Origin of the sequence: Streptomyces xanthochromogenes (genome assembly GCF_014650455.1) — a bacterium.
Taxonomy (GTDB): Bacteria; Actinomycetota; Actinomycetes; order Streptomycetales; family Streptomycetaceae; genus Streptomyces; species Streptomyces xanthochromogenes.
In genome coordinates this window covers 399,393-421,663 of sequence record NZ_BMUZ01000002.1, presented here as the reverse complement: position 1 = coordinate 421,663, position 22,271 = coordinate 399,393, and the positions used below count along the sequence as shown (strand labels likewise).

22 protein-coding genes are annotated in these 22,271 nt (G+C 72.0%); 8 read left to right on the top strand and 14 right to left on the bottom strand.

Going from position 1 to position 22,271, the window contains the following annotated elements; translation table 11 throughout:
• Window positions 1-15 precede the first annotated feature (15 nt).
• Together pknB and IE267_RS05705 are read left to right on the top strand one after the other, a co-directional pair.
• Window positions 16-2,022 (top strand): Stk1 family PASTA domain-containing Ser/Thr kinase, encoded by a 2,007-nt coding sequence (gene pknB, locus IE267_RS05710; protein WP_189762326.1) that lies wholly within the window; start codon window positions 16-18, stop codon window positions 2,020-2,022.
• Window positions 2,023-2,033: 11 nt separating this feature from the next.
• Window positions 2,034-2,885 (top strand): deoxyribonuclease IV, encoded by an 852-nt coding sequence (locus IE267_RS05705; RefSeq protein ID WP_189762325.1) that lies wholly within the window; start codon window positions 2,034-2,036, stop codon window positions 2,883-2,885.
• 22 nt (window positions 2,886-2,907) lie between these two features.
• Here IE267_RS05705 and IE267_RS05700 read toward each other — a convergent pair whose 3' ends face one another.
• A complete protein-coding gene (locus tag IE267_RS05700; RefSeq protein WP_161258095.1) occupies window positions 2,908-3,540 on the bottom strand; it encodes a sulfite oxidase-like oxidoreductase in 633 nt (210 codons plus the stop codon).
• Between the two features lie 153 nt (window positions 3,541-3,693).
• On the opposite strand from IE267_RS05700, the gene bfr reads away from it, so the two are divergent.
• Complete coding sequence (gene bfr, locus IE267_RS05695; protein ID WP_161258098.1) at window positions 3,694-4,173, top strand: bacterioferritin; 480 nt, start codon at window positions 3,694-3,696, stop codon at window positions 4,171-4,173.
• 37 nt (window positions 4,174-4,210) lie between these two features.
• Here the strand turns inward: bfr and IE267_RS05690 are convergent, their stop codons facing one another.
• Both IE267_RS05690 and IE267_RS05685 read right to left on the bottom strand, forming a co-directional pair.
• A complete protein-coding gene (locus tag IE267_RS05690; protein WP_167153783.1) occupies window positions 4,211-4,477 on the bottom strand; it encodes a (2Fe-2S)-binding protein in 267 nt (88 codons plus the stop codon).
• Between the two features lie 183 nt (window positions 4,478-4,660).
• Complete coding sequence (locus IE267_RS05685) at window positions 4,661-6,001, bottom strand: class II 3-deoxy-7-phosphoheptulonate synthase (protein WP_167153781.1); 1,341 nt, start codon at window positions 5,999-6,001, stop codon at window positions 4,661-4,663.
• A gap of 188 nt (window positions 6,002-6,189) precedes the next feature.
• On the opposite strand from IE267_RS05685, the gene IE267_RS05680 reads away from it, so the two are divergent.
• From IE267_RS05680 to IE267_RS05670, 3 genes are all read left to right on the top strand, one after another.
• Window positions 6,190-8,196, top strand: coding sequence for an N-acetylmuramoyl-L-alanine amidase (locus tag IE267_RS05680; protein ID WP_229860756.1), 2,007 nt, complete (start codon window positions 6,190-6,192; stop codon window positions 8,194-8,196).
• An 11-nt stretch (window positions 8,197-8,207) separates the two neighbouring features.
• Window positions 8,208-8,306, top strand: a complete 99-nt coding sequence (locus tag IE267_RS40355; protein ID WP_161258106.1) for a trp operon leader peptide — start codon at window positions 8,208-8,210, stop codon at window positions 8,304-8,306.
• A 104-nt stretch (window positions 8,307-8,410) separates the two neighbouring features.
• On the top strand, window positions 8,411-10,315 hold the full coding sequence (locus IE267_RS05670) for an anthranilate synthase family protein (RefSeq protein WP_167153777.1): 1,905 nt from the start codon (window positions 8,411-8,413) through the stop codon (window positions 10,313-10,315).
• Between the two features lie 9 nt (window positions 10,316-10,324).
• Here the strand turns inward: IE267_RS05670 and IE267_RS05665 are convergent, their stop codons facing one another.
• From IE267_RS05665 to IE267_RS05645, 5 genes are all read right to left on the bottom strand, one after another.
• The gene (locus tag IE267_RS05665) at window positions 10,325-11,323 is read right to left on the bottom strand and encodes a 2-hydroxyacid dehydrogenase (RefSeq protein WP_161248242.1); all 999 of its coding nucleotides are present in this window, start codon (window positions 11,321-11,323) and stop codon (window positions 10,325-10,327) included.
• Window positions 11,324-11,456: 133 nt separating this feature from the next.
• Entirely contained in the window at window positions 11,457-12,485 is a 1,029-nt protein-coding gene (locus IE267_RS05660) for a 6-phosphofructokinase (RefSeq protein WP_161248244.1), read from the bottom strand.
• Window positions 12,486-12,629: 144 nt separating this feature from the next.
• Window positions 12,630-13,316: a response regulator gene (locus tag IE267_RS05655; protein ID WP_167153775.1), complete on the bottom strand. Its 687-nt coding sequence runs from the start codon at window positions 13,314-13,316 to the stop codon at window positions 12,630-12,632.
• A gap of 11 nt (window positions 13,317-13,327) precedes the next feature.
• A complete protein-coding gene (gene macS, locus IE267_RS05650; protein ID WP_167153773.1) occupies window positions 13,328-14,542 on the bottom strand; it encodes a MacS family sensor histidine kinase in 1,215 nt (404 codons plus the stop codon).
• A 39-nt stretch (window positions 14,543-14,581) separates the two neighbouring features.
• Window positions 14,582-15,346: a lysophospholipid acyltransferase family protein gene (locus tag IE267_RS05645; RefSeq protein WP_167153771.1), complete on the bottom strand. Its 765-nt coding sequence runs from the start codon at window positions 15,344-15,346 to the stop codon at window positions 14,582-14,584.
• Between the two features lie 170 nt (window positions 15,347-15,516).
• Here IE267_RS05645 and IE267_RS05640 point away from each other — a divergent pair, with 170 nt between their 5' ends.
• Together IE267_RS05640 and IE267_RS05635 are read left to right on the top strand one after the other, a co-directional pair.
• Window positions 15,517-16,296 (top strand): alpha/beta hydrolase, encoded by a 780-nt coding sequence (locus IE267_RS05640; protein ID WP_167153770.1) that lies wholly within the window; start codon window positions 15,517-15,519, stop codon window positions 16,294-16,296.
• Entirely contained in the window at window positions 16,208-16,924 is a 717-nt protein-coding gene (locus IE267_RS05635) for a hypothetical protein (protein WP_373304472.1), read from the top strand. The genes IE267_RS05640 and IE267_RS05635 overlap by 89 nt, the downstream gene beginning before the upstream one ends.
• Window positions 16,925-17,275: 351 nt before the next feature.
• On the opposite strand, the gene IE267_RS05630 is transcribed toward IE267_RS05635, so the two are convergent.
• The 6 genes from IE267_RS05630 to IE267_RS05605 all read right to left on the bottom strand — a co-directional run bounded on the left by IE267_RS05630 (window position 17,276) and on the right by IE267_RS05605 (window position 22,225).
• A complete protein-coding gene (locus tag IE267_RS05630; protein ID WP_189762321.1) occupies window positions 17,276-18,031 on the bottom strand; it encodes an endonuclease/exonuclease/phosphatase family protein in 756 nt (251 codons plus the stop codon).
• 69 nt (window positions 18,032-18,100) lie between these two features.
• On the bottom strand, window positions 18,101-19,054 hold the full coding sequence (locus tag IE267_RS05625; RefSeq protein ID WP_161248258.1) for an ROK family glucokinase: 954 nt from the start codon (window positions 19,052-19,054) through the stop codon (window positions 18,101-18,103).
• A gap of 174 nt (window positions 19,055-19,228) precedes the next feature.
• Window positions 19,229-19,663 carry a DUF5304 domain-containing protein gene (locus IE267_RS05620; protein ID WP_161248260.1) on the bottom strand — a complete coding sequence of 145 codons (435 nt, stop codon included), beginning with the start codon at window positions 19,661-19,663 and terminating at the stop codon, window positions 19,229-19,231.
• Window positions 19,664-19,733: 70 nt separating this feature from the next.
• Window positions 19,734-20,858, bottom strand: coding sequence for an ArsA family ATPase (locus tag IE267_RS05615; RefSeq protein ID WP_189762320.1), 1,125 nt, complete (start codon window positions 20,856-20,858; stop codon window positions 19,734-19,736).
• A 2-nt stretch (window positions 20,859-20,860) separates the two neighbouring features.
• Window positions 20,861-21,340: an SRPBCC family protein gene (locus IE267_RS05610; protein ID WP_167153762.1), complete on the bottom strand. Its 480-nt coding sequence runs from the start codon at window positions 21,338-21,340 to the stop codon at window positions 20,861-20,863.
• 123 nt (window positions 21,341-21,463) lie between these two features.
• The gene (locus IE267_RS05605) at window positions 21,464-22,225 is read right to left on the bottom strand and encodes a metallophosphoesterase family protein (RefSeq protein WP_161248267.1); all 762 of its coding nucleotides are present in this window, start codon (window positions 22,223-22,225) and stop codon (window positions 21,464-21,466) included.
• Window positions 22,226-22,271: the final 46 nt, after the last annotated feature.

Here is a 22,271-nt window from a genome sequence, read left to right as displayed (position 1 = left end):
TCGTAAACTCTCCCCGTGGATACGACCCTTCATGACCCCCTCGTCGGGCAGGTGCTCGACGGCCGCTACCGCGTCGACGCGCGCATCGCCGTCGGCGGTATGGCCACGGTCTACCGGGCCGTCGACACCCGCCTCGACCGTGTACTCGCCCTCAAGGTGATGCATCCGGGCCTCGCCGCCGACGCCTCCTTCGTGGAGCGCTTCATCCGGGAGGCCAAGTCGGTCGCCCGGCTCGCGCACCCCAATGTGGTCGGCGTCTTCGACCAAGGGGCGCAGGACCAGTACGTGTACCTGGCGATGGAGTACGTCGCGGGCTGCACCCTGCGCGACGTGCTGCGCGAGCGCGGCGCGCTCCAGCCGCGCGCGGCCCTCGACATCCTGGAGCCCGTCCTCGCGGCCCTCGGCGCCGCCCACCGGGCCGGGTTCGTGCACCGGGACATGAAGCCCGAGAACGTCCTGATCGGCGACGACGGCCGGGTCAAGGTCGCCGACTTCGGCCTGGTCAGGGCCGTGGACTCGGTCACGAGCACCACCGGCTCGGTGCTCGGCACGGTCTCCTACCTCGCCCCCGAGCAGATCGAGCACGGCACCGCGGACACCCGCGCCGACGTGTACGCCTGCGGTGTGGTCCTGTACGAGATGCTGACCGGCGCCAAGCCGCACGTCGGGGACACCCCCGCCCAGATCCTCTACGCCCACCTCCACGAGGGGGTGCCCGCGCCCTCCGCGGCGGTGCCTGGCCTCGCCCTGGAGCTGGACGAGCTGGTCGCCTCCGCGACCGCCCGCAACCCGGAGGTCCGCCCGCACGACGCGGTGGCCCTGCTCGCCGAGACCCTCACGGCCCGCTCGGCCCTGGGCGAGGCGCAGCTGGACGCCGTCCCGCCGGGCGCCCGCCCGGCCGCCGGCGGGTCCGGTGCCGAGGACCGTACGAGCGTGATCCCGCGCGCGCTGCCGACGCCGCTCCCCCCGGCGTCCGGCGCGCTGCCCGCCGATGCCGTGCCCGACCAGGGGGCCCACCGCACGACCCGGCTGCGGACCGACGAGTCCGTCAACCGCACCAGCCGCCTGATCATGCCGCAGCGCGTCGAGGACGAGCCGGAGCAGCGGCCGCGCCGGGTGCGCGGGCGCCTCGCCAACCGGCGCGGCCCGGTCGCGGTGGTGGCGGCGCTGCTCCTGATCCTCGGTGTCGGCGCGGGCGTCTGGTACATCAACTCCGGCCAGTTCACCCGGGTTCCGGCCCTCATCGGGCAGACCGAGGACGCGGCGAAGAAGAAGCTGTCGGACGCCGGGCTCGACGTCAAGAAGGTCGACCGGCAGTTCAGCGACACCGTCGAGCGCGGCCAGGTCGTCTCGACCGATCCGGCCACCGGCGCCCGCATCCGCGGCAACGGCGCGGTGACCCTGGTGGTCTCGCGCGGCCCGGAGACGGCACAGGTGCCGAAGCTCGACGGGATGCCGCTCGACCGGGCGAAGGACGAGCTCCGGAAGGCGGGCTTCGCGCCGGGCGACACGTCCAGCGAGTTCAACGACGACGTCGCGCAGGGCTCGGTGATCCGCACCGACCCGGCCGCGGGCATCAAGCGCCACACGGACACGGCCGTCTCCCTCGTCATCAGCAAGGGCGCCCCGGTCGATGTGCCCGGAGTCGTCGGCGACTCGGTGGCCGACGCCACCGCCGCCCTCCAGGACGCCGGGCTGAAGGTCACCGTCTCTCCCGACCAGGTCGAGTCGCCGCAGGACGCGGGCAAGGTCGCGGCCCAGTCCGCCGCCGAGCACGCCCGGCTCGCCCAGGGCGACAGCGTCACCCTGACCGTGTCGAAGGGCCCCCGGATGGTCACCGTGCCCAAGGTGACCGGCGAGAAGGCCTCGGACGCCCAGAAGGACCTGGAGAAGGCCGGCTTCAAGGTGAAGGTCGACCGCGGCTTCCCGTTCCTCAGCGACGAGGTGTCGGGCCAGTCCGTCGCCGCCGGCGCCCAGGCGCCCGAGGGCTCCACCATCACCATCACCACCAAGGGACTGTAGGTAGCCACCCCATGCGCAACCCCATCGGCGGCCACGTCCCCGTGGCCGGCGGCCTCGCCACGGTCGGCCTCTCCTACGCGCGCGAGATCGGCGCCGAGACCGTCCAGGTCTTCGCCGCGAACCCGCGCGGCTGGGCCACCCCCACCGGGAACCCGGCCCAGGACGAGCGGTTCCGGGCCGAGTGCGCCGAGGCGGCGGTACCGGCGTACGTCCACGCGCCGTACCTGATCAACTTCGGCTCGCACACCGAGGCGACGGTGGAGAAGTCGGTGGAGTCGCTTCGGCACTCGCTGCGCCGGGGCCGTGAGATCGGCGCGCTCGGCGTGGTCGTGCACACGGGCTCGGCGACCGGCGGACGGCCGCGGGCCGAGGCGCTCGCGCAGGTACGGGAGCACCTGCTGCCGCTCCTGGACGAACTGACCCACGACGACGACCCGTTCCTGCTCCTGGAGTCGACCGCCGGGCAGGGCTCGTCGCTGTGCTCGCGCACCTGGGACTTCGGCCCGTACTTCGAGGCCCTGGACTCCCACCCCATGCTGGGCGTCTGCCTGGACACCTGCCACATCTACGCGGCCGGGCACGACCTGGCCGGTCCCGGCGGGATGAAGCAGACCCTGGACCTGCTCGTGGACACCGTGGGCGAGGGGCGGCTGAAACTGATCCACGCCAATGACTCCAAGGACGTGGCCGGCGCGCACAAGGACCGCCACGAGAACATCGGCTCGGGGCACATCGGCGAGGAGCCGTTCCGCGAGCTGCTCGGGCATCCGGCGACCGCGGGCGTACCGCTGGTGATCGAGACGCCGGGCGGCAAGGAGGGGCACGCGAACGACGTGGCCCGGCTGAAGTCGCTGCGGGCCTAGCGCCCGCGCCGCGGCCGGGAGCTCAGAGCTCGGGGCCGTCCCCGGGCTCCTCCTGGTAGGAGTAGCGCTGCTCGCGCCAGGGGTCGCCGATGTTGTGGTAGCCCCGCTCCTCCCAGAAGCCCCGGCGGTCGGCCGTCATGTACTCGATGCCGCGGACCCACTTGGGGCCCTTCCAGGCGTACAGGTGCGGCACGACCAGGCGCAGCGGGAAGCCGTGTTCGGCGGTGAGCAGGTCGCCGCCGTTGTGGGTGGCGAAGAGCGTGCGGTCGGAGAGGAAGTCGGCGAGCCGCAGGTTGGAGCTGAAGCCGTACTCGGCCCACACCATCACATGGGTGACATCGGCGGCGGGCGGCGCGATCTCGGCTATCGTGCGGGCGCCGACCCCGCCCCATTCGGCCCCGAGCATCGAGAACTTGGTGACGCAGTGCAGGTCGGCGATCACGGTCTCGAACGGCAGCGCCGAGAACTCCTCGTGGTTCCAGCAGTGCTTGTCGCCGTCGGCGGTGGCCCCGAAGACCCGGAACTCCCAGCGCTCCGGCTTGAACTTGGGCACCGGCCCGTAGTGGGTGACCGGCCAGCCGCGCTGGAGGCGCTGCCCCGGCGGAAGCTCCGTCTGCGCTGCTCCCTGCCGCTCCCGGCTCTCCGGCTGACCCATGCCTCCATGGTGACAGACCCCGGGGGATGGTGTTGACCAGGGACGTCCCGATTCGGGCAACTCCTACTAAGCATGCACTTACTGGACGGGTTCTGATCACGGTGCAAGGATGCGCGAAACCTGCCCAGTTACCGCTTGGAAGGAGCCTCTGCGATGCAGGGCGACCCCGAGGTCATCGAATTCCTGAATGAGCAGCTGAGTGCCGAGCTGACGGCGATCAACCAGTACTGGCTGCACAGCGCGATGCAGGCCAACTTCGGCTGGACGAAGCTGGCCAAGTACACGCGTCACGAGTCGATCGACGAGATGAAGCACGCGGAGGTGCTGACCGACCGGATCCTGTTCCTGGACGGCCTGCCGAACTTCCAGCGGCTCTTCCATGTGCGCATCGGGCAGACGGTCACCGAGATGTTCCAGGCGGACCGGCAGATCGAGGTCGAGGCGATCGACCGCCTCAAGCGCGGCATCGAGGTCATGCGCGCCAAGGGCGACATCACCTCGGCGAACATCTTCGAGTCGATCCTGGCCGACGAGGAGCACCACATCGACTACCTCGACACCCAGCTGGAGCTGGTGGAGAAGCTCGGCGAGGCGCTCTACATCGCGCAGCTCATCGAGCAGCCGGAGAGCTAGCGGGCGCCGGTCGGCACCGCGGCGGCCGGGGCCGGCATCAGGCGGCCTCGTCGAGGGCCGCGGCGGCGAGCTCCGGCTCGGGCGCGACGGCGGTGAGCGCCGGCCTGCCCTGCTCCACCAGCTCGCGCCGGGGGCACGCGCCGCGTCCGAGCAGCGACTGGATGCGGCGCACGCACGAGCCGCAGTCGGTGCCGGCCTTGGAGGCGGAAGCTATCTGGCGGGGGGTGCAGGCACCACCCTCCGCGTGCTTCTTGACCTGCTCCTCGGTGACACCGAAGCAGTTGCACACGTACACGCGGTTCACCTCCCGAGATGATCGACACGGGGTCGATGGACATGCCGTCCCGATCGACCGATTCCCGTTTCGTCGGTGAGGCAACCCTAACCTTACCCGGCACCCCGGGAGCGCGACAGTCCCGGTACGCCAGTGGGGCGCGGATCACATGGATCCGCGCCCCACCGTCGATGCCTACGGGCTGTACGGGAATTACTGGTCGCGGTACATCTCGGCGACCAGGAACGCCAGGTCGAGGGACTGGCTGCGGTTCAGGCGGGGGTCGCAGGCCGTCTCGTAGCGCTGGTGCAGATCGTCCACGAAGATCTCGTGGCCGCCGCCCACGCACTCGGTGACGTCGTCACCGGTGAGCTCGACGTGGATGCCGCCCGGGTGGGTGCCCAGCGCCTTGTGGACCTCGAAGAAGCCCTTGACCTCGTCCAGGACGTCGTCGAAGCGGCGCGTCTTGTGGCCGGAGGCCGCCTCGAAGGTGTTGCCGTGCATCGGGTCGGTGACCCAGGCGACGACGGCGCCGGAGGCGGTGACCTTCTCGACGAGCTCGGGCAGCTTGTCCCTGACCTTGTCCGCGCCCATGCGGACGACGAAGGTCAGCCGGCCCGGCTCGCGGTCCGGGTCGAGACGGTCCACGTAGGTGAGCGCCTCGTCGACGGTGGTCGTCGGGCCGAGCTTGATGCCGATCGGGTTGCGGATACGGGACGCGAACTCGATGTGCGCCCCGTCCAGCTGACGGGTGCGCTCGCCGATCCACACCATGTGGCCCGAGGTGTCGTACAGCTCGCCGGTGCGCGAGTCGGTGCGGGTCAGCGCCGACTCGTAGTCGAGGAGCAGCGCCTCGTGGGAGGCGTAGAACTCGACGGCCTTGAACTCGGCCGGGTCGGTGCCACAGGCCTTCATGAAGTTCAGCGCGTTGTCGATCTCGCGGGCGAGCTGCTCGTAGCGCTGGCCCGAGGGGGACGACTTCACGAAGTCCTGGTTCCAGGCGTGCACCTGGCGCAGGTCGGCGTAGCCGCCGGTGGTGAAGGCGCGCACCAGGTTGAGCGTCGAGGCGGACGCGTGGTACATCCGCTTCAGGCGCTCGGGGTCCGGGACGCGGTCCTTCTCCGTGAAGGCGAAGCCGTTCACGGAGTCGCCGCGGTAGGTCGGCAGGGTCACGCCGTCGCGGGTCTCGGTGCCCTTGGAGCGGGGCTTGGAGTACTGGCCGGCGATGCGGCCGACCTTCACCACGGGCACGGAGGCCGCATAGGTGAGGACGGCGCTCATCTGGAGGAGGGTCTTCAGCTTGGCCCGGATGTGATCGGCCGAGACGGCGTCGAAGGCCTCGGCGCAGTCGCCGCCCTGGAGCAGGAACGCCTCGCCCTGGGCGACGGCTCCCAGACGGGCGCGCAGCTGGTCGCACTCGCCCGCGAAGACGAGCGGCGGATACGACTCGAGGTCCGCGATCACATCGCGCAGAGCCTCGGCATCGGGGTACTCGGGCTGCTGCGCCGCGGGAAGGTCACGCCAGGTGTTTACGTTCACGGTCACCGGACCCACATTACGGGGTCGGCCAAGCCGTCCACCCCAGCGACCACCAAATGAGACACCGGCCACGCGGACACGGAGGCGAGGACCGCGAGGGCAGTCATGCCGTCCGGGAGGTCCTGACCGTGACGGTTCATGATCATCCCCTGTTAATCTCGCGCCAGTTACTGAATTGCGGACAAAGGCGACCAGGGGTGGGCGTGAGCCGAAGCGTGACCAGCAGGCAGCGGAAACACACGAGGAGGAAGCTTCTCGGGTACGGAGTGGCCGGGGCCCTCGCCCTCACCGCACTCGGCCCGCAGGCGCTCGCGGCGCCTGCCGCCACGGCGGCCGACGCCGGCTCCGCGGGCTCGGCCCTACAGGGCCAATTCACCCGTGCGGCACAGGAGTTCAAGGTTCCGCAGAGCGTCCTGATGGCGGTCTCCTACCGCCAGACGCTCTGGGAGGACCACGACGGTGAGCCCAGCACCTCGGGCGCGTACAACGTCATGGGGCTGACCCGGGTGCTGCCCGGCGACGTCGAGCGGCCCACCGCCCAGGACCGGCTCGCCCACCTCGACCTGAGCGGCGACCCGGCGGTCATGAAGCGGTTCGACGCGAGCAAGGCGCCGGCCGCCGAGCCGTCCGTCGACACCGCCGACCCGCGCCTGCACACCCTGGACGAGGGCGCGAAGCTCATCGGCGAGCCGGTGGACGCGGTGCGCACCGACGCCGGGCAGAGCATCCGGGCGGGCGCGGCGCTGCTCGCCCGCTACCAGCGCGCGGCCACCGGCTCGCTGCCGGCCGACCCGGGTGCCTGGTACCCGGCGGTGGCCCGCTACAGCCAGTCCCCCGACGCCAAGGGCGCCGACGCCTTCGCGGAGCGGGTCTTCGACTCGGTGCGCTCGGGCGAGAGCCGGGTCACCACCGGCGGCCAGCACCTCGCACTGCCCGCCGACCCCGGGGTGAAGCCCGCCGAGCCGTCGAAGAAGGCGGCCAGGACGGCGGCGGCCGCCCCCGCGGCTCCGACGCCCGAGTGCCCGGCCGGGCTGAACTGCGACTACAAGCCGGCCGACCCGAACAACTACAACGTGGCGAACCGGCCGGACAACGGCTTCGACATCCGGCAGATCGTGATCCACGACACGGAGGGGACCTACGAGGGGTCGATCAACACCTTCCAGGATCCCAGGAGTTCGGCCAGCACGCACTACATCGTCAAGGACGACGGCAGCCTGGTCACCCAGGTGGTGGCGACGAAGGACGAGTCGTACCACGCGGGCAACAAGACGGTGAACATGCACGCGCTCGGCGTCGAGCACGTGGGCTTCGCCATGAAGACGGGCAGCTGGTACGGCGAGCCGCTCTACGACGCGTCGGCGACGCTGGTGAAGTACCTCGCCGACCGGTTCTCCATCCCGCTGGACCGCGAGCACATCGTCGGCCACGACGAGGTGCCGGGCCCGCTGGACGGCTATGTGGCCGGGCAGCACTGGGACCCGGGCCCGTTCTGGGACTGGAACCACTACATGTCCCTGCTCGGCGCCGACGACTGCGCCGGCGGCCGGCGGCCCGTGGCCGGGCAGGTCGTCAAGGTCGTCCCGCCGTTCACCCCGCGCACGACGACGTACTACGACCCGGCCACCAAGGTCCGCACCACCTTCGACCAGCCGGTCAACTTCGGCTACCTGTACGCGGCCCCCTCCACGGACGCGGCCGCGCCGACCGACCCGTACCTGGGCGACCAGATCGCGACCGAGGGCCCGAACTGGGCCAACAAGGTCGTGGCGGGCGGCCGGTACGTGGTCGCGGACCAGCAGGGCGACTGGACGGCGATCTGGTACGGCGGGCAGAAGGCCTGGTTCCAGAACCCGGGCGGCCGCTACACCTCCGTCGTGGCGCGCTCGGCGGCCCCGGTCGTCCTGAAGGCCAAGGGCACCGCCCCGGTCCAGGTCTACGGGCGCTCCTACCCCGAGGACGCGGCGTACGCGGGCACCGGGGTGCCGGTGCAGGGCAGCAACTCGGCGTCCCTGACGAAGTACAGCATCCCGGCCGGGCAGGCCTACGTGGCCGCCGGTGACCCGGTCGCGGGCGACTACTACTACGGCGGCACCACGCTCGGCACGCTGGTCAAGGGCGCCCAGACCTTCTACCCGATCCGGTACAACCACCGGATCGCCTGGGTGAGGACGGCCGACGTCCAGGCGGTCACCCCGGGGACCCGCTAGGCATCCTCCCGATGGCACCGCGGGCCGCGGTGCCATCGGGTAGAGTGCGCCGCATGTTCGCGCACTCGATCCAGAACTGGTGGTGGACCGCTCATCCGGCGGCCCGCTGATCTCTGCGCTTACACAGACTCGCGAAGGCCGCCCCGAGGGGCGGCCTTCAGTGTTTCCCGGGCCGTTCCCCTCCCGCTCACACCGCCGGAAGGAACCCCAACTCGTGCTGATCCAGAGGCTGTTGGACGAGAACTGCCCGCCTTTCGCGCTGCTGCGCCGGCGCACCCCGGGCCACGACCACGACGTCGTCGAGCTGTTGATCGGCGAGGTCCACGAGGCCGAGCACCTCGCCGACCTGCCCGTCCGCGACCTGCCCACGCTCGCCCTGGTGCCGTTCCGGCAGATCCGGGAGCGCGGCTTCGACGTCCGCGACGACGGGACCCCGCTCTCCGTCCTGGTCGCCGACGAGGTGCACGAGCTGCCGCTCGACGAGGTGCTGGCACAGCTGCCCGCGCACGAGGTGCGGGTCGAGGGCGGCGCCTTCGACGTCGGCGACGAGGAGTACGCGGGCATCGTGCGACGGGTGATCGACGACGAGATCGGCAGCGGTGAGGGCGCCAACTTCGTCATCCGGCGCACCTTCACCGGCGAGATCCCGGGCTTCGGCCGGGCCGACGCGCTCGCCCTGTTCCGCCGGCTGCTCGCGGGCGAGCGGGGCGCGTACTGGACGTACGTGGTGCACACCGGAAGTGGGCAGGGGCCCGAAGGGCCTTCCTCGCAAGGGGGGCGGCGGGCGACGGGCGGGCGGACGCTGGTCGGCGCCAGTCCCGAGGTGCACGTGCGGATGTCCGGCGGCACGGTCGTCATGAACCCGATCAGCGGGACCTACCGCTATCCGGCCGGCGGCCCCACCCCCGAGGACCTGCTGACCTTCCTCGCCGACCGCAAGGAGACCGACGAGCTCTCCATGGTCGTCGACGAGGAGCTCAAGATGATGTGCACCGTCGGCGACATGGGCGGCGTGGTGATCGGCCCCCGCCTCAAGGAGATGGCCCATCTCGCCCACACCGAGTACGAGTTGAGGGGCCGCTCCTCGCTCGACGTGCGCGAGGTGCTCAGGGAGACGATGTTCGCGGCGACGGTCACCGGCTCGCCGGTGCAGAACGCGTGCCGGGTCATCGAGCGGTACGAGGACGGCGGGCGCGGCTACTACGCGGGCGCGCTCGCGCTGCTCGGCCGGGACGCGGGCGGCGCCCAGACCCTGGACTCCCCCATCCTGATCCGCACCGCGTACGTCTCCCCCGAGGGCCGCCTCACGGTCCCGGTCGGCGCCACCCTCGTCCGCCACTCGGACCCGGCCGGCGAGGTCGCCGAGACCCACGCCAAGGCCGCGGGCGTGCTCGCCGCGCTCGGGGTGCGCCCGGCCCGCCCCGCCGTCGAGTCCGTACGCCCGCGGCTCGCCGACGACCCGCGGGTGCAGGCCGCGCTCGACGCCCGGCGGGCCGACCTCGCGCCGTTCTGGCTGCGGATGCAGGACCGGCCGGCCGAGCCGAGCGGATCGGCCCTGGTGGTGGACGGGGAGGACACGTTCACGGCGATGCTCGCGCACGTCCTGCGCTCGGCGGGCCTGGAGGTCTCGGTCCTCCGCTACGACGCCCCGGGGCTGCGCGAGCGGGTGCTCGGCCACGAGGGCCCGGTGGTCCTGGGGCCCGGGCCGGGCGACCCACTGGACGCGGCCGACCCGAAGATGCGCCTCCTTCGCCCGCTCGCGGCCGAGCTACTGCGCTCGCACCGGCACGGGCTGCTCGGCGTGTGTCTGGGCCACGAGCTGATCGCGGCGGAGCTCGGCCTGGAGATCGTGCGCAAGCGGGAGCCGCACCAGGGCGCGCAGGTGCGGATCGACCTGTTCGGGCGCGAGGAGACGGTCGGCTTCTACAACAGCTTCGCGGCACGCTGTGAAGGTGAGCTGCCCGGCGTGGAGATCGCCCGCGACCCGGTCACGCACGAGGTGCACGCGCTGCGCGGCCCCGGCTACGCGGGCATCCAGTTCCACCCGGAGTCGGTGCTGACCCTGCGCGGCCCCGAGGTCGTCAGGGATCTGCTCGCGGGAGTCGCGGCGGTCCGCTGAGCGGCCGCCTCACTTCGCCGCGGGGACCAGGACGTTCTCGGTGTGGCGGCCTTCGGCGTAGGCCGCCACGTTCTCCACCGTCGCCTCGACGATCTGGGCCACCGCGTCCCGGGTGTAGTACGCCTGGTGCGAGGTGACCACCACGTTGGGGAACGTCACGAGGCGGGCCAGGGTGTCGTCCTCGACCGCCTCCAGGGACTTGTCGAGGAAGAACAGGCCCGCCTCGGCCTCGTACACGTCGAGGCCGACCCCGGCGAAGCGGCCCTTGCGCAGCTCGCCGACCAGTGCGTCCGTGTCGACGAGCCCGCCCCGGCTGGAGTTGACCAGGATCGCGTCGTCCTTCATCGCGGCGAGTTCCTCGCGCCCGATGATGTGGTGGGTCGAGGGCAGCAGCGGTACGTGCAGGCTGATCACGTCAGCGCTCGCGAAGAGCTCGTCCTTGTCGACGTACTTCATGCCGAGCTCCACGCAGGCCGGGTTCTGCGCCACGTCCCAGCCGAGCAGGTTCATGCCGAAGCCGTGGGCGATCCGGGTGAACGCCTCGCCGATCTTGCCGGTGCCGAGGACCCCGACGGTGCGGCCCCGCAGATCGCGGCCGAGCAGCCCGTCCAGGCGGAAGTCGAAGTCGCGGGTGCGGTTGGAGGCCCGCACGATGCGGCGGTTCACCGCCATCGCCAGGGTCCAGGCGAATTCGGCGACCGAGTACGGCGAGTAGTAGGAGACCCGGGCGACGGTGAGGCCCAGGCGCTCGGCCACGTCCAGGTCGATGTTGTTGAACCCGGTGGAGCGCTGGGCGATCATCTGCGTGCCGCCGACGGCCAGGCTCTGCAGCACCCGGGCATTGAGGTTGGCGTTGACGCTGGTGGAGATCACCTCGTACCCGGTGGCGATCGGCGCGGTGTCCTCGGTGAGGAAGACGTCCAGGCAGCGGACCTCGTGACGGCCCTCGAAGGCCTTCTCGATCAGCGGCTTCTCGTCGGCCTGCACGCCGAATGCCAGGATTTCCACGACTTCCCCTTCAGGGCGCTCTCCGGCACGTGTGCCGGATATGAGGGCTATGGGCCGGATATCGCGAATATACGGCCCACAGCCCCGCCCCGCCCGGCCTGGTCGGCCTGGGTGAGCCCGGTCCCGGCCCGGGTCAGCCGAAGAAGACGCCCACCTCGGCGTAGAGCGCGGGGTCCACGGTCTTCAGCTTCGAGGTGGCCTCCGAAATCGGCACCCGCACGATGTCGGTGCCGCGCAGCGCGACCATCTTGCCGAAGTCCCCGTCGCGCACCGCCTCGATGGCGTGCAGCCCGAAGCGGGTCGCCAGCCACCGGTCGAACGCGCTCGGGGTGCCGCCGCGCTGGACATGGCCGAGGACGGTGGTCCTGGCCTCCTTGCCGGTGCGCTTCTCGATCTCCTTCGCCAGCCACTCGCCGACGCCGGAGAGCCGGACGTGCCCGAACGAGTCGAGCGTGCCGTCCTTGAGCACCATCTCGCCGTCCTTGGGCATGGCACCCTCGGCGATGCAGACGATCGGCGCGTACGAGGCCTTGAAACGGGAGGTGACCCACGCGCAGACCTGGTCGACGTCGAAGCGCTGCTCGGGGATGAGGATGACGTTGGCGCCGCCGGCCAGGCCCGAGTGCAGGGCGATCCAGCCCGCGTGCCGGCCCATGACCTCGACGACCAGGACCCGCATGTGGGACTCGGCCGTGGTGTGCAGTCGGTCGATGGCTTCGGTGGCGATGCCGACGGCGGTGTCGAAGCCGAAGGTGTAGTCGGTGGCGGACAGGTCGTTGTCGATCGTCTTGGGCACGCCGACGCAGTTGATGCCGTACTCGTCGCTGAGCCGGGCCGCGACTCCCAGCGTGTCCTCGCCGCCGATCGCGATCACGGCGTCGATCTCGTACTTGGTGAGGTTCTCCTTGATGCGGCGGACGCCGTTCTCCGCCTTGAGGGGGTTGGTGCGCGAGGAGCCGAGGATGGTGCCGCCGCGCGGCAGGATGCCGCGCACCGCCGGGATGTCCAGCTTGACGGTGTCGCCCTCCAGGGGCCCGCGCCAGCCGTCCTTGAACCCGGTGAACTCGTATCCGTACTCCTGCACACCCTTGCGGACGATGCCCCGGATGACGGCGTTGAGTCCGGGGCAGTCACCGCCTCCGGTCAGTACTCCGACCCGCATGGAATGGTCCCTTCACCTGGGAGTGACGTACGCGGTCCACGCTAGTGGTGACGTACGTCACTCCGGGATGGGGCGAAAGGTCAATTCCCGCCCTGGGCAAGGGAGTTGATCGACGGTCGTTCACTCGTACGGGGGATGGCTCGCTCAGGCGTCGTCCAGGCCGCGCTCGATCGCGTACCGCACGAGCTCCACCCTGTTGTGCAACTGGAGCTTGCCCAGGGTGTTCTGGACGTGGTTCTGCACCGTGCGGTGCGAGATGACCAGGCGCTCGGCTATCTGCTTGTAGCTCAGGCCCTTGGCGACCAGGCGCAGGACCTCGGTCTCGCGCTCGGTGAGCTGGGGAGCCTTGGGCTCGTCGGCGGTGGCGGGCGCCGGGGCGCCGGCCAGCCTGCGGTACTCGCCGAGGACGAGGCCGGCCAGGCCCGGGGTGAACACCGGGTCCCCTACGGCCGTGCGGCGCACCGCGTCGGTCAGCTCCTCGGTGCTGGCCGACTTGAGGAGGTAGCCGAGCGCGCCGGACTTCACCGCCTCCAGAACGTCCGCGTGCTCGCCCGACGCGGACAGGACGAGCACCCTCAACGCCGGGTTGGCGGCGACCAGTTCCTTGCAGACCTGGGCGCCGGACAGGCCCGGCAGGTTGAGGTCGAGGACCAGGACGTCGGGCGCCGCGGCCTGGGCGCGGCGGACCGCCTGCGGCCCGTCGCCCGCGGTGGCGACCACGTCGAACCCGGCGGCCGCGAGGTCACGGGCGACCGCGTCGCGCCACATCGGGTGGTCGTCGACCACCATCACCTTCACCGTCGCCTCCGCCCGTTCCCTGTGCTGTTCCATGTGCTGTTCCGTCATCCGTGCCGTCCTGCCTTCCCCCGCGGTACCTTCAGTTCCACTTCCGTGCCCTGGCCCGGCACGGAGATCAGCTCCGCGGTGCCGCCCAGGTCGCGCAGCCGGCCCCGGATCGAGAGGGCGACGCCCAGGCGCCCCTCCCCCTCGGCCTGGTCGAGCCGGCCCGGCGGGATCCCGGGCCCGTCGTCCCGTACCGTCACGATCACTTCGTCCCCCCAGTCCTCGACCAGGATCCAGGCCTGGGCCGCGTCCCCCGCGTGCCTGCGGACATTGTCCAGGGCGGCACTGACAGCGGCCGCCAACTCCCGTGCCGCGACGGGCGCGAGCGGGACCGGGGCACCCGGCTCGGCGAAGGAGACCGTCGATCCGGCGTGCCGCGCGAGCAGCGAACGCAGGTCGACACAGGCCACGTCGCCGGGCTCGTCGTCGACCTCCACCGCCCGCACGACGGCGCCGTTGGCGAGGTCCTCGGAGGCACGGGTCGGCGGGACCAGTCCGCTGGAGACCAGGGTGCGCAGCGCGACCTCCTGCTCGCCCGCCATCCGGCCGAGCTCCGCCGCCTCGCCGCCGAGCGCGCTGCCGCGCCGCTGCACCATGGCGAGGACCTGCAGCACGCTGTCGTGGATGTCCCGGGCCAGGCGCTCCCGCTCGCGGGTGGCCGCCTCGATCTCGAGGGCACGGGCGAGCGTCGCCTCACTGGCCCGGGCCACCTCGACGATGTAGCCGATCGCGATGGAGGCGATCCACACCAGGAGCACGTTGTGGAAGGTGTCCCGGGTGGGGTGGGCGCGCTCCACGATGTTGGCGACGGCCACCAGCGAGGAGGCGAACGCGGCCCAGCGCCAGCCCCCCTTGATCGCGAAGGCGAGCACGGCTCCGGCCGCCGCTATCGTCGGCAGTGTCGGGCCGTCGATGTGCTGGGCGTCCAGGTCGGCGAGCGGGGTCAGCAGGATGCCGGTGAGCACCACGGTGAGGTCGGCGACGAGGAAGCGTCCGGTGCAGGCGGCCGCGTTCGCCACCCTGGGCAGCGTCGCGAAGTTCCACACCGTGAGCACCGCCAGGTACCCGATGCCGACCCAGGGCCGCTCGAACTTCTCGTAGCCGCTGGCGAAGATCGCCAGAGCGTAGAGCGTGGTGAGCACCCGGTAGCCGGTCAGGGCCCGCCACAGCGGCAGCTCCACCGACATCCGTACGACACGTTCGCGCTTGGCCATCTCCCCCACCCCCGACCGAACCCCCGGAACGGACGGCGCCTAGGCGCCGGGCTGTTCCGCCCGCCTGGCCTGCTCGGCCTCGCGGGCCCGCTCCGCCCGCTCGGCGGCCTTCTGCTCGTCCGCGACGCGCTTGGCCTCGTCGGCGATCTGCCGCTTGGCCGCGGTCGCGTAGATGTCGACGTACTCCTGGCCGGAGAGCTTCATGATCTCGTACATGACCTCGTCGGTCACCGAGCGCAGGATGAAGCGGTCGCCCTCCATGCCCTGGTAGCGGCTGAAGTCGAGCGGCTTGCCGATCCGGATGCCGGGGCGCATCAGCTTCGGCACCACCTTGCCGGGCGGCTGGATCTTCTCGGTGTCGATCATCGCGACCGGGATCACGGGGGCGCCGGTGGCGAGCGCAACCCGGGCGAGGCCGCCCGGCTTGCCGCGGTAGAGACGGCCGTCGGGCGAGCGGGTGCCCTCCGGGTAGATGCCGAAGAGGCCGCCGCCCTTGATGACGTCGATGCCGGCGTTGATCGCGGCCTCACCGGCCCCGCGGGCGCCCGAGCGGTCCACCGGGAGCTGGCCGACGCCCTTGAAGAACGCGGCCGTCAGCTTGCCCTTGACCCCGGGGGAGGTGAAGTACTCGGCCTTGGCGATGAAGGTCACCTTGCGGTCGAGGACGGCCGGCAGGAAGAAGGAGTCCGAGAACGAGAGGTGGTTGCTCGCGAGGATCGCCGGGCCCTCGGCGGGGATGTTCTCCAGGCCCTCCACCCACGGCCTGAAGGCGAGCTTCAGCGAGCCGCCGATGGAGAACTTCATAGCGCCGTAGATCAACTCGGATGCCTTCCTGTGCTTGTCGAACAGACCTTAACCCGTGCCGGACCCGGCCTCCCGCGCGACGGCCCTGGTCGGTGTCGGTCCGGTCGCGTACCGTGAAGTAGGACTCCCCCGCACAACCCCCGCCCCTGCTCATGAACAGGAGACCCCTGGTGCCGGTCCTCCCTGGAGCCGAGCCGTTCCGCCACGAGGGCGGAGAGGTCGGCGTCCTCCTCTGTCACGGTTTCACCGGTTCCCCGCAGTCGATGCGGCCCTGGGCCGACCACCTCGCGGAGCGCGGCCTCACGGTCTCGCTGCCGCTCCTTCCCGGACACGGCACCCGCTGGCAGGACATGCAGCTCACGGGCTGGCAGGACTGGTACGCGGAGGTGGACCGCGCCCTGCGCGAGCTCCAGGAGCGGTGCACCCAGGTCTTCGTCTTCGGGCTCTCCATGGGCGGCGCCCTGGCGCTGCGGCTCGCCGCCAGGCACGGCGACGCGGTGAGCGGTCTGGTCCTGGTCAACCCGGGGAACAAGGTGCACGGGGCGGCCGCCCATGCGCTGCCCGTGGTCCGTCACCTCGTGCCGTCCACCAAGGGCATCGCGAGCGACATCGCCAAGGAGGGCTCCGAAGAGGTCGGCTACGACCGGGTGCCGCTCCACGCGGCGCACTCGCTGCGCAACTTCTTCAAGATCGTCGACGGTGAACTGCCGCAGGTGACCCAGCCGTTGGTGGTGCTGCACAGCCCCCAGGACCACGTGGTGCCGCCGGCCGACTCGGCACGCATCCTCAGCCGGGTCTCCTCCACCGACGTCGAGGAGATCCTGCTGGAACAGAGCTACCACGTGGCGACGTTGGACCACGATGCGGAGCGGATCTTCGAGGAGAGCTACTCGTTCATCGGCCGCCTCGCTCCGAGCGTCGGGAAGAAGGGGAGCACGACCGGTGGCTGAGCACGACGCGGACCGCGAACCGCAGCCGATCGACGAAGAGGCTGCCTGGGCGGCGATCGTGGCGGGGTACGGCGAGGAACCGGCCGATCCGCCCGGCACCAGACCCTTCAGATCGGTCGAGGACCTGGCCCTGATCGAGGACGAGCCCGGTGCCGGCACCGGGTCGGGCGGGAGCGGTGACGCCACGGCGGCGGCACCCGAGCCCGGCCCCGGCGCCGAGAAGGACACCGACACCGCCAAGGGGCTCGACAAGGGACTCGACAAGAGCGCCGGCACCGGGCCCGACAAGCCCGCGCTCGGCAGCTCGGTGGTGTTCGCCCCCGGCGTGGGCGGCCCGCGCGACTTCACCCCGGCCGAGCCCTCCGACGCGGACGCCTCGGACGAGGGCCACTTCGTGCCCCCGGAGCCGCCGCCGCTGCCGGAGGCCGACGCGACGGCCAAGTTCGCCTGGCTCGGCGTGATCGGCGGTCCGCTGCTGCTCGTCCTGGCCGCGATCTTCGGCTGGGACATCACGTGGTGGCTCACCCTGCTCGGCGTGGGCGGCTTCCTCGGCGGCATCGCCACGCTGTTCGCGCGCATGCAGCCCGACGAGGAGGACGACGACCCGGGGCGTGGCGCGGTGGTGTGACGCGGGTTCGCTGCGCTGGGCTTGCGGAGTGCGGCTCTGCTCCGACCCCGAGCGTGCCTTTCCCCGTGCCCCCCAACCCCGCCTTACGCTGCGGGCCGTGCGTGGTGCTCGCGGTCCTGACTCCGCTTTCGGCTGCGGGCCGTGCGTGGTCGCTCGCGCAGTTCCCCGCGCCCCTCCGCGGCACCGGTGGCATGGGCATACCCAGCCCGTCCGGCGATTGAGGACGAGCGCCGTTCAGGCGCGACCGGGGTCCGGGGCGGAGCCCCGGGGGGGGCTCGCATACGGGTGCGGACCGTGGGCGCTTCTCGCGCAGTTCCCCGCGGCACCGGTGGCATGGGCAACCCCAGCCCCTCAGGGAGCCGCGGTGGGGACTCGTAGGGCGGCCAGGACCGGTAGGTGGTCCGTGGCGGCCAGCAGGTCGTCCGGGTCGGCCAGGCCCAACGGCACGCCGCAGCCCAGGACTTGGACACCCCGCGTGGCGAAGACCGCGTCGATGCGCTGGTGCGGATCACCCGGCGTGGACGTGAACTCGCCTCCCCACGGCGCCACTTGGTGGCAGTCCTGGAGCACCCCGGCCAGCCGGCGGAAGCTGCGCCCGCCGGGCCGTTCATTCAGGTCGCCGCCCGCGATCGCGTGCTCCACGCCCATCCCGGCGAGCCGGTCCAGCAGCGCCCCGGCCTGCTCGTACCGCTCGTCCGTCTGAAGGCTGAGGTGGGCGCTCAGGACCCCGATCCTGGCCCCGCCGATGCGTACCACCGCGGTCGCGAAACCGCGCCGGTGCAGCCCGGGGGTGAGCGGAAGCAGCACGTCCTCGGTGCGCTCCACGGTGGCCCGCAGGGAGCAGAGCAGCATCGGACCCGCAGCGGTGGCACCACCGCTCAGGACCACCAGGTCGGTCGCCGCCGCGAGGCGGGCCGCGGCCTTGCGCCAGCGGAAGAAGCGGGGGGCCTCCTGGATCAGGACCAGGTCGGGCTCGCAGGCCCGGATCACCCGGGCCAGCGCCGCGTTGTCGTCGCGCATCGAGCGGATGTTGTAACTGAGGACGCGGATCACGGCCGAGCCGTTGTCGGTCGCGGACGCGGGCAGCCCGTCGGCGGGGGTCGTCATGGTCCACAACGTATGACAGCGCCCGCCGGTCCGGGGAGGACTCGACGGGCGCTGCCGGTGGTACGTGCGTTACATGATCGGGTCGGGCTGGCGGGCGAGGTCGGCCGCGCCGACCAGGCCGGCCTTGTTGCCGAGCTGAGCCGCGATGACATCGGCGACCGGACGCCAGTTCCCGCCGACCAGCCAGCGCCGGTAGGACTTGCGGATCGGGTCGAGCACCAGCTCGCCCTCGTCCGAGAGCCCGCCGCCGACGATGAACGCCGACGGGTCGAAGAGCGAGGCCAGGTCGGCGAGACCCGCACCCGCCCAGCGCGCCAGTTCGCGGTACGAGTCGACCGCCACCGGGTCGCCCTGCCGGGCGGCCATCGAGATGTGCTTGCCCTCGATGCCCTCGGGGGTGCCGTCCCCCAGCCCGAGCAGGAACTCGGCACGCTCGGGGGTGGCGTTGGCGCGCTGTTTGGCGTAGCGCACCAGGGCCCGGCCGGAGGCGTACTGCTCCCAGCAGCCCTGGCTGCCGCAGCCGCACAGCAGGCCGTCCGGCACCATCCGGATGTGGCCGAACTCGGCGGCCACACCGAAGTGGCCCCGGCGCAGCTTGTTGCCGATGATGATGCCGCCGCCGAGGCCGGTGCCGAGCGTGATGCAGATGACGTTCCGGTGCCCCTTGCCGGCTCCGAAGCGGTACTCGCCCCAGGCGGCCGCGTTGGCGTCGTTCTCGACGACCACGGGGAGGCCGACGCGCTGCTCGACCTTCTCCTTCAGCGGTTCCTGGCGCCAGTCGATGTTGGGCGCGAAGTAGACGGTGGACCGCTGCCGGTTGACGTAACCGGCGGCCCCGATGCCCACGCCCACGATCTCGTGTCCGGCGCGCGCGCCGTCGACGGCCGAGGCGATCGCGTCCACGATGGCATCGGGCGTGCCGGGCGTCGGCACCTTGTGCGTGGAGAGGATGTTGCCGTCCTCGTCGACCACGCCCGCCGCGATCTTCGTGCCGCCGATATCGACACCGATGGTGAGTCCCATGAATCCCTCAGTTCGGTCGAGCCCCGCTACGGCCAACCGTACCCGAGCCGGGGCGCCACCCAGCGTGCCGAGCCTCCGTTCGTCCCAGGTGTGGGACGGAGGTCGGCGCTTTGTCCGCACCGGTCCGGGTCTCGTCGTCCCGGCGGCGCGGGTGGCCGGGCTCGCGCCCGGGCCTCAGTCGTCGAGGTCGATGTGCTCGGTGGGTCCCGGGCCCTCGTCGCGCTTGCGCTCGTCGTCGGACGTCCAGCGCCGCTCGTGGCCCTCGACGGCCGAGCGGTAGGCGGCGAGCAGCTCGCCGCCGGCCGCGGCGAGGTGGTCGAACACCTGGGGATTGCGCTCGATGACGGGCTCGACGGCGGACTTCGCCTGGCTGATCAGCTGCTGCACGGCACCCTGGGCCGCCATCCCGGACAGCCCGGCGGGGCCGTCGAAGAGGCCGGCCACCTTGTCGGTGACGGCCTCGAACAGCTTGCGCAGCTCCTCGGCGGCGGATCCCGGCGGCGTTCCGTACTGCTCGCGGCGGCGCGCCTTCTCGGCGGCCAGGTCCTCGGCGCAGGCGTCCGCCCAGGCATCCGCGTCGGGTGCGGGGCGCTCGGTGGCTTCGCTCATGGCCAACTCCAGCGGCTGGTTCTGCTACGGGTCTGTTTCCTTCGACGTTACCCGAACGGGGGTACCCCGTTCAGCGGCCGCGAGGCCACAGCTCGGGATCGGGCGTGAAGCGGATGTCCAGAACGCCGTCGCTCAGCCCGGCCCCGGTGACGGTGCAGCGGCGCAGCGCGGAGGGCAGCGGCACGATCCGGCGGAACGGGCCGACGGTGAGCAGGAGTTCGTCGCCGCGCCGCACCAGCGCGAGCCCGTCCTTGACGGCGCCCGGCAGCGGCAGGCTCCACACCAGGACGCCGTCCTCGGCGAGCCGGTCCTCGACGTCCCAGCGCGGGGCCGGGGCCGCGTCCGGTTCGGGGCCGGTGGCCAGGTGCTCCAGGTCGTCGTCGCCGCGCGGATCGCGTCCCAGGTGGGCCACCTCGCGCACGACGGGGAACTCCTGGGCCAGCTCGTCCAGGTGCTTGCGCTGCTGGGCGACGAGACCGGCCAGCCAGGGGTCGGGGGTCTCGCTCGGCAGCAGCCGGTTGGCGACCACCGCGTCCAGGGCCAGCCCGTGCACGGCGAGGCCGAGCCGGGCGGTGCGCAGGGTCTCGGCGGCGGCCGGTCCCGGCTCCGCGACCAGCCGTACGGTCGTGCCCGGGTCCTCGACGACGGCCTGGACGGCGGCCAGTTCGAGGTCCCAGCGGGCCGCGGTCTCGTACAGCCACTGCGCGGGCATCGGCACCCCGGCGAGCTGGGCGAGGACCGGGCGCAGTGAACGGGCGGCCTGGCGCTCGGGCGGGAGCAGCCGGCGCAGATAGCGGCGCAGCTGCTCGGGCAGCGCGAGGGCGGCGAGCGCCCGGTCGGCCGACGGGAGGTCGACGACGAGCAGGTCCGGCCGGTCGGCCGCGGCCTCGCGCAGGGCGCTGAGCAGGGCGAGCTGTTCGGCGCCGGGGAGTTCGGTGAGCTCCTCGGCGTCCAGGCGGGAGGCACCGAGCAGATCGAGGGCGGCGCTCGCACGGTCCTGGAAAGCGAGGAGTTCGGCGCGGAAATGGGCCGCCGAATCGATTCGCCGGACGGCGGCCCCGGCGAGTTCGCCGGGCAGCCGGTCCGCGGTCAGCAGCGTGACCCGGATGCCCCGGCGGGCCTCGGCGAGCGCGGTCGCCGCCGCGATGGTGCTGCGGCCCGCGCCGCCGGGGCCGGTGACCAGGACCGTACGCACGTCTAGAGCTTCTCGGCCCCGTCGGCGGCACCGGCTCCGGCCTCGCCCGGGCCGCTCTCGACGCGCTTCTTCAGACCGGCCAGGGCGCGGTCGATGATGACCTTCTCCGCCTTGCGCTTGATCATGCCGAGCATCGGGATCTTGACGTCGACGGTCAGCCGGTAGGTGACCTCGGTCCGGCCGCCGGGGGCGTCGGCGAGGGTGTACGAGCCGTCGAGGGTGCGCAGCATCTGGGACTTGACCAGCGTCCAGCTCACGGTGTTGCCCTGCCAGGTGTAGGCGAGGGTGTGGTCGTCCTTGATGGCGCCCGCGTCGAGCAGCAGCCGCACCTTCTCGGCGTGACCCAGGTCGTCGGTGGCGAGCACCTCGGCCTCCTTCACCTCGCCGGTCCACTCCGGGTAGCGGGCGAAGTCCGCGATCACCCCCATGACGTCGGCGGGGGCCGCCTCGATGGTGATAGACGAGCTGGTGTGTTCCGCCATCGTCGTGGCTCCTCCAGTGCGCGGTCCGGTGGGTCTGGGTCTCCCCCCGGCGCGGCCGGCAGCGGTGGGGAGGTGCCCGTGCAGGCTATCGCGTACGGGCCGGTCGCCGGTCCAGTGGCCTGATCACCACTCCAGGGCGAACGGCCGGGAGGTGGCCGCGAAGTGGCCGACGTTGACGCACTCGGTGCGCCCGATCCGCATCCGCCGGGCCAGCGGCTGGTGGACGTGCCCGAACAGCGAGTAGCGGGGCCGGGTCTTCTCGATCGCCGCGAGCAGGGCACGCGAGCCGCGCTCGAAGCGGCGGGCGACGGTGTCGTACACCAGCTCCGGGACCTCGGGCGGGATGTGCGTGCAGAGCACGTCGACCTCGCCGAGCGCCTCGACCTTGGCGGCGTACTCCTCGTCGGAGATTTCATAGGGCGTTCGCATCGCCGTGCGCAGCCCGCCACCGACGAAGCCGAAGACCCGCCCCGCTATCTCGATCCGCCGGCCGTCGAGGACGGTGGTGCCCGGGCCCGCGTACTGCGACCACAGGGCCGGCATGTCGACATTGCCGTACGTGGCGTACGTCGGGGTGGGGAAGGCGGCGAACAGCTCCGCGTACTGGCGGCGGACCGCGGCCTCGATCGCGGCCTCCCGGTCGAGCCCGGCCCACAGCGAACGTCCCAGCTCGCGGGCCTCCTCGAAGCGGCGGGCGGTGCGCAGGGCGACCAGGCGGTCGGCGTTCTCGACGCCGAAGAGGTCGGGGAAGATGCCGCGCGAGTGGTCGGCGTAGTCGAGGAAGAGGACCAGGTCACCGAGGCAGATCAGGGCGTCCGCCCCCTCACCGGCTCTGGCCAGACCCTCGGCGTTCCCGTGCACGTCACTGACCACATGAACTCGCATGGGGATCACCCTAGGCCGTCGGACCTGCGGTTACTTCCGAGTCCTG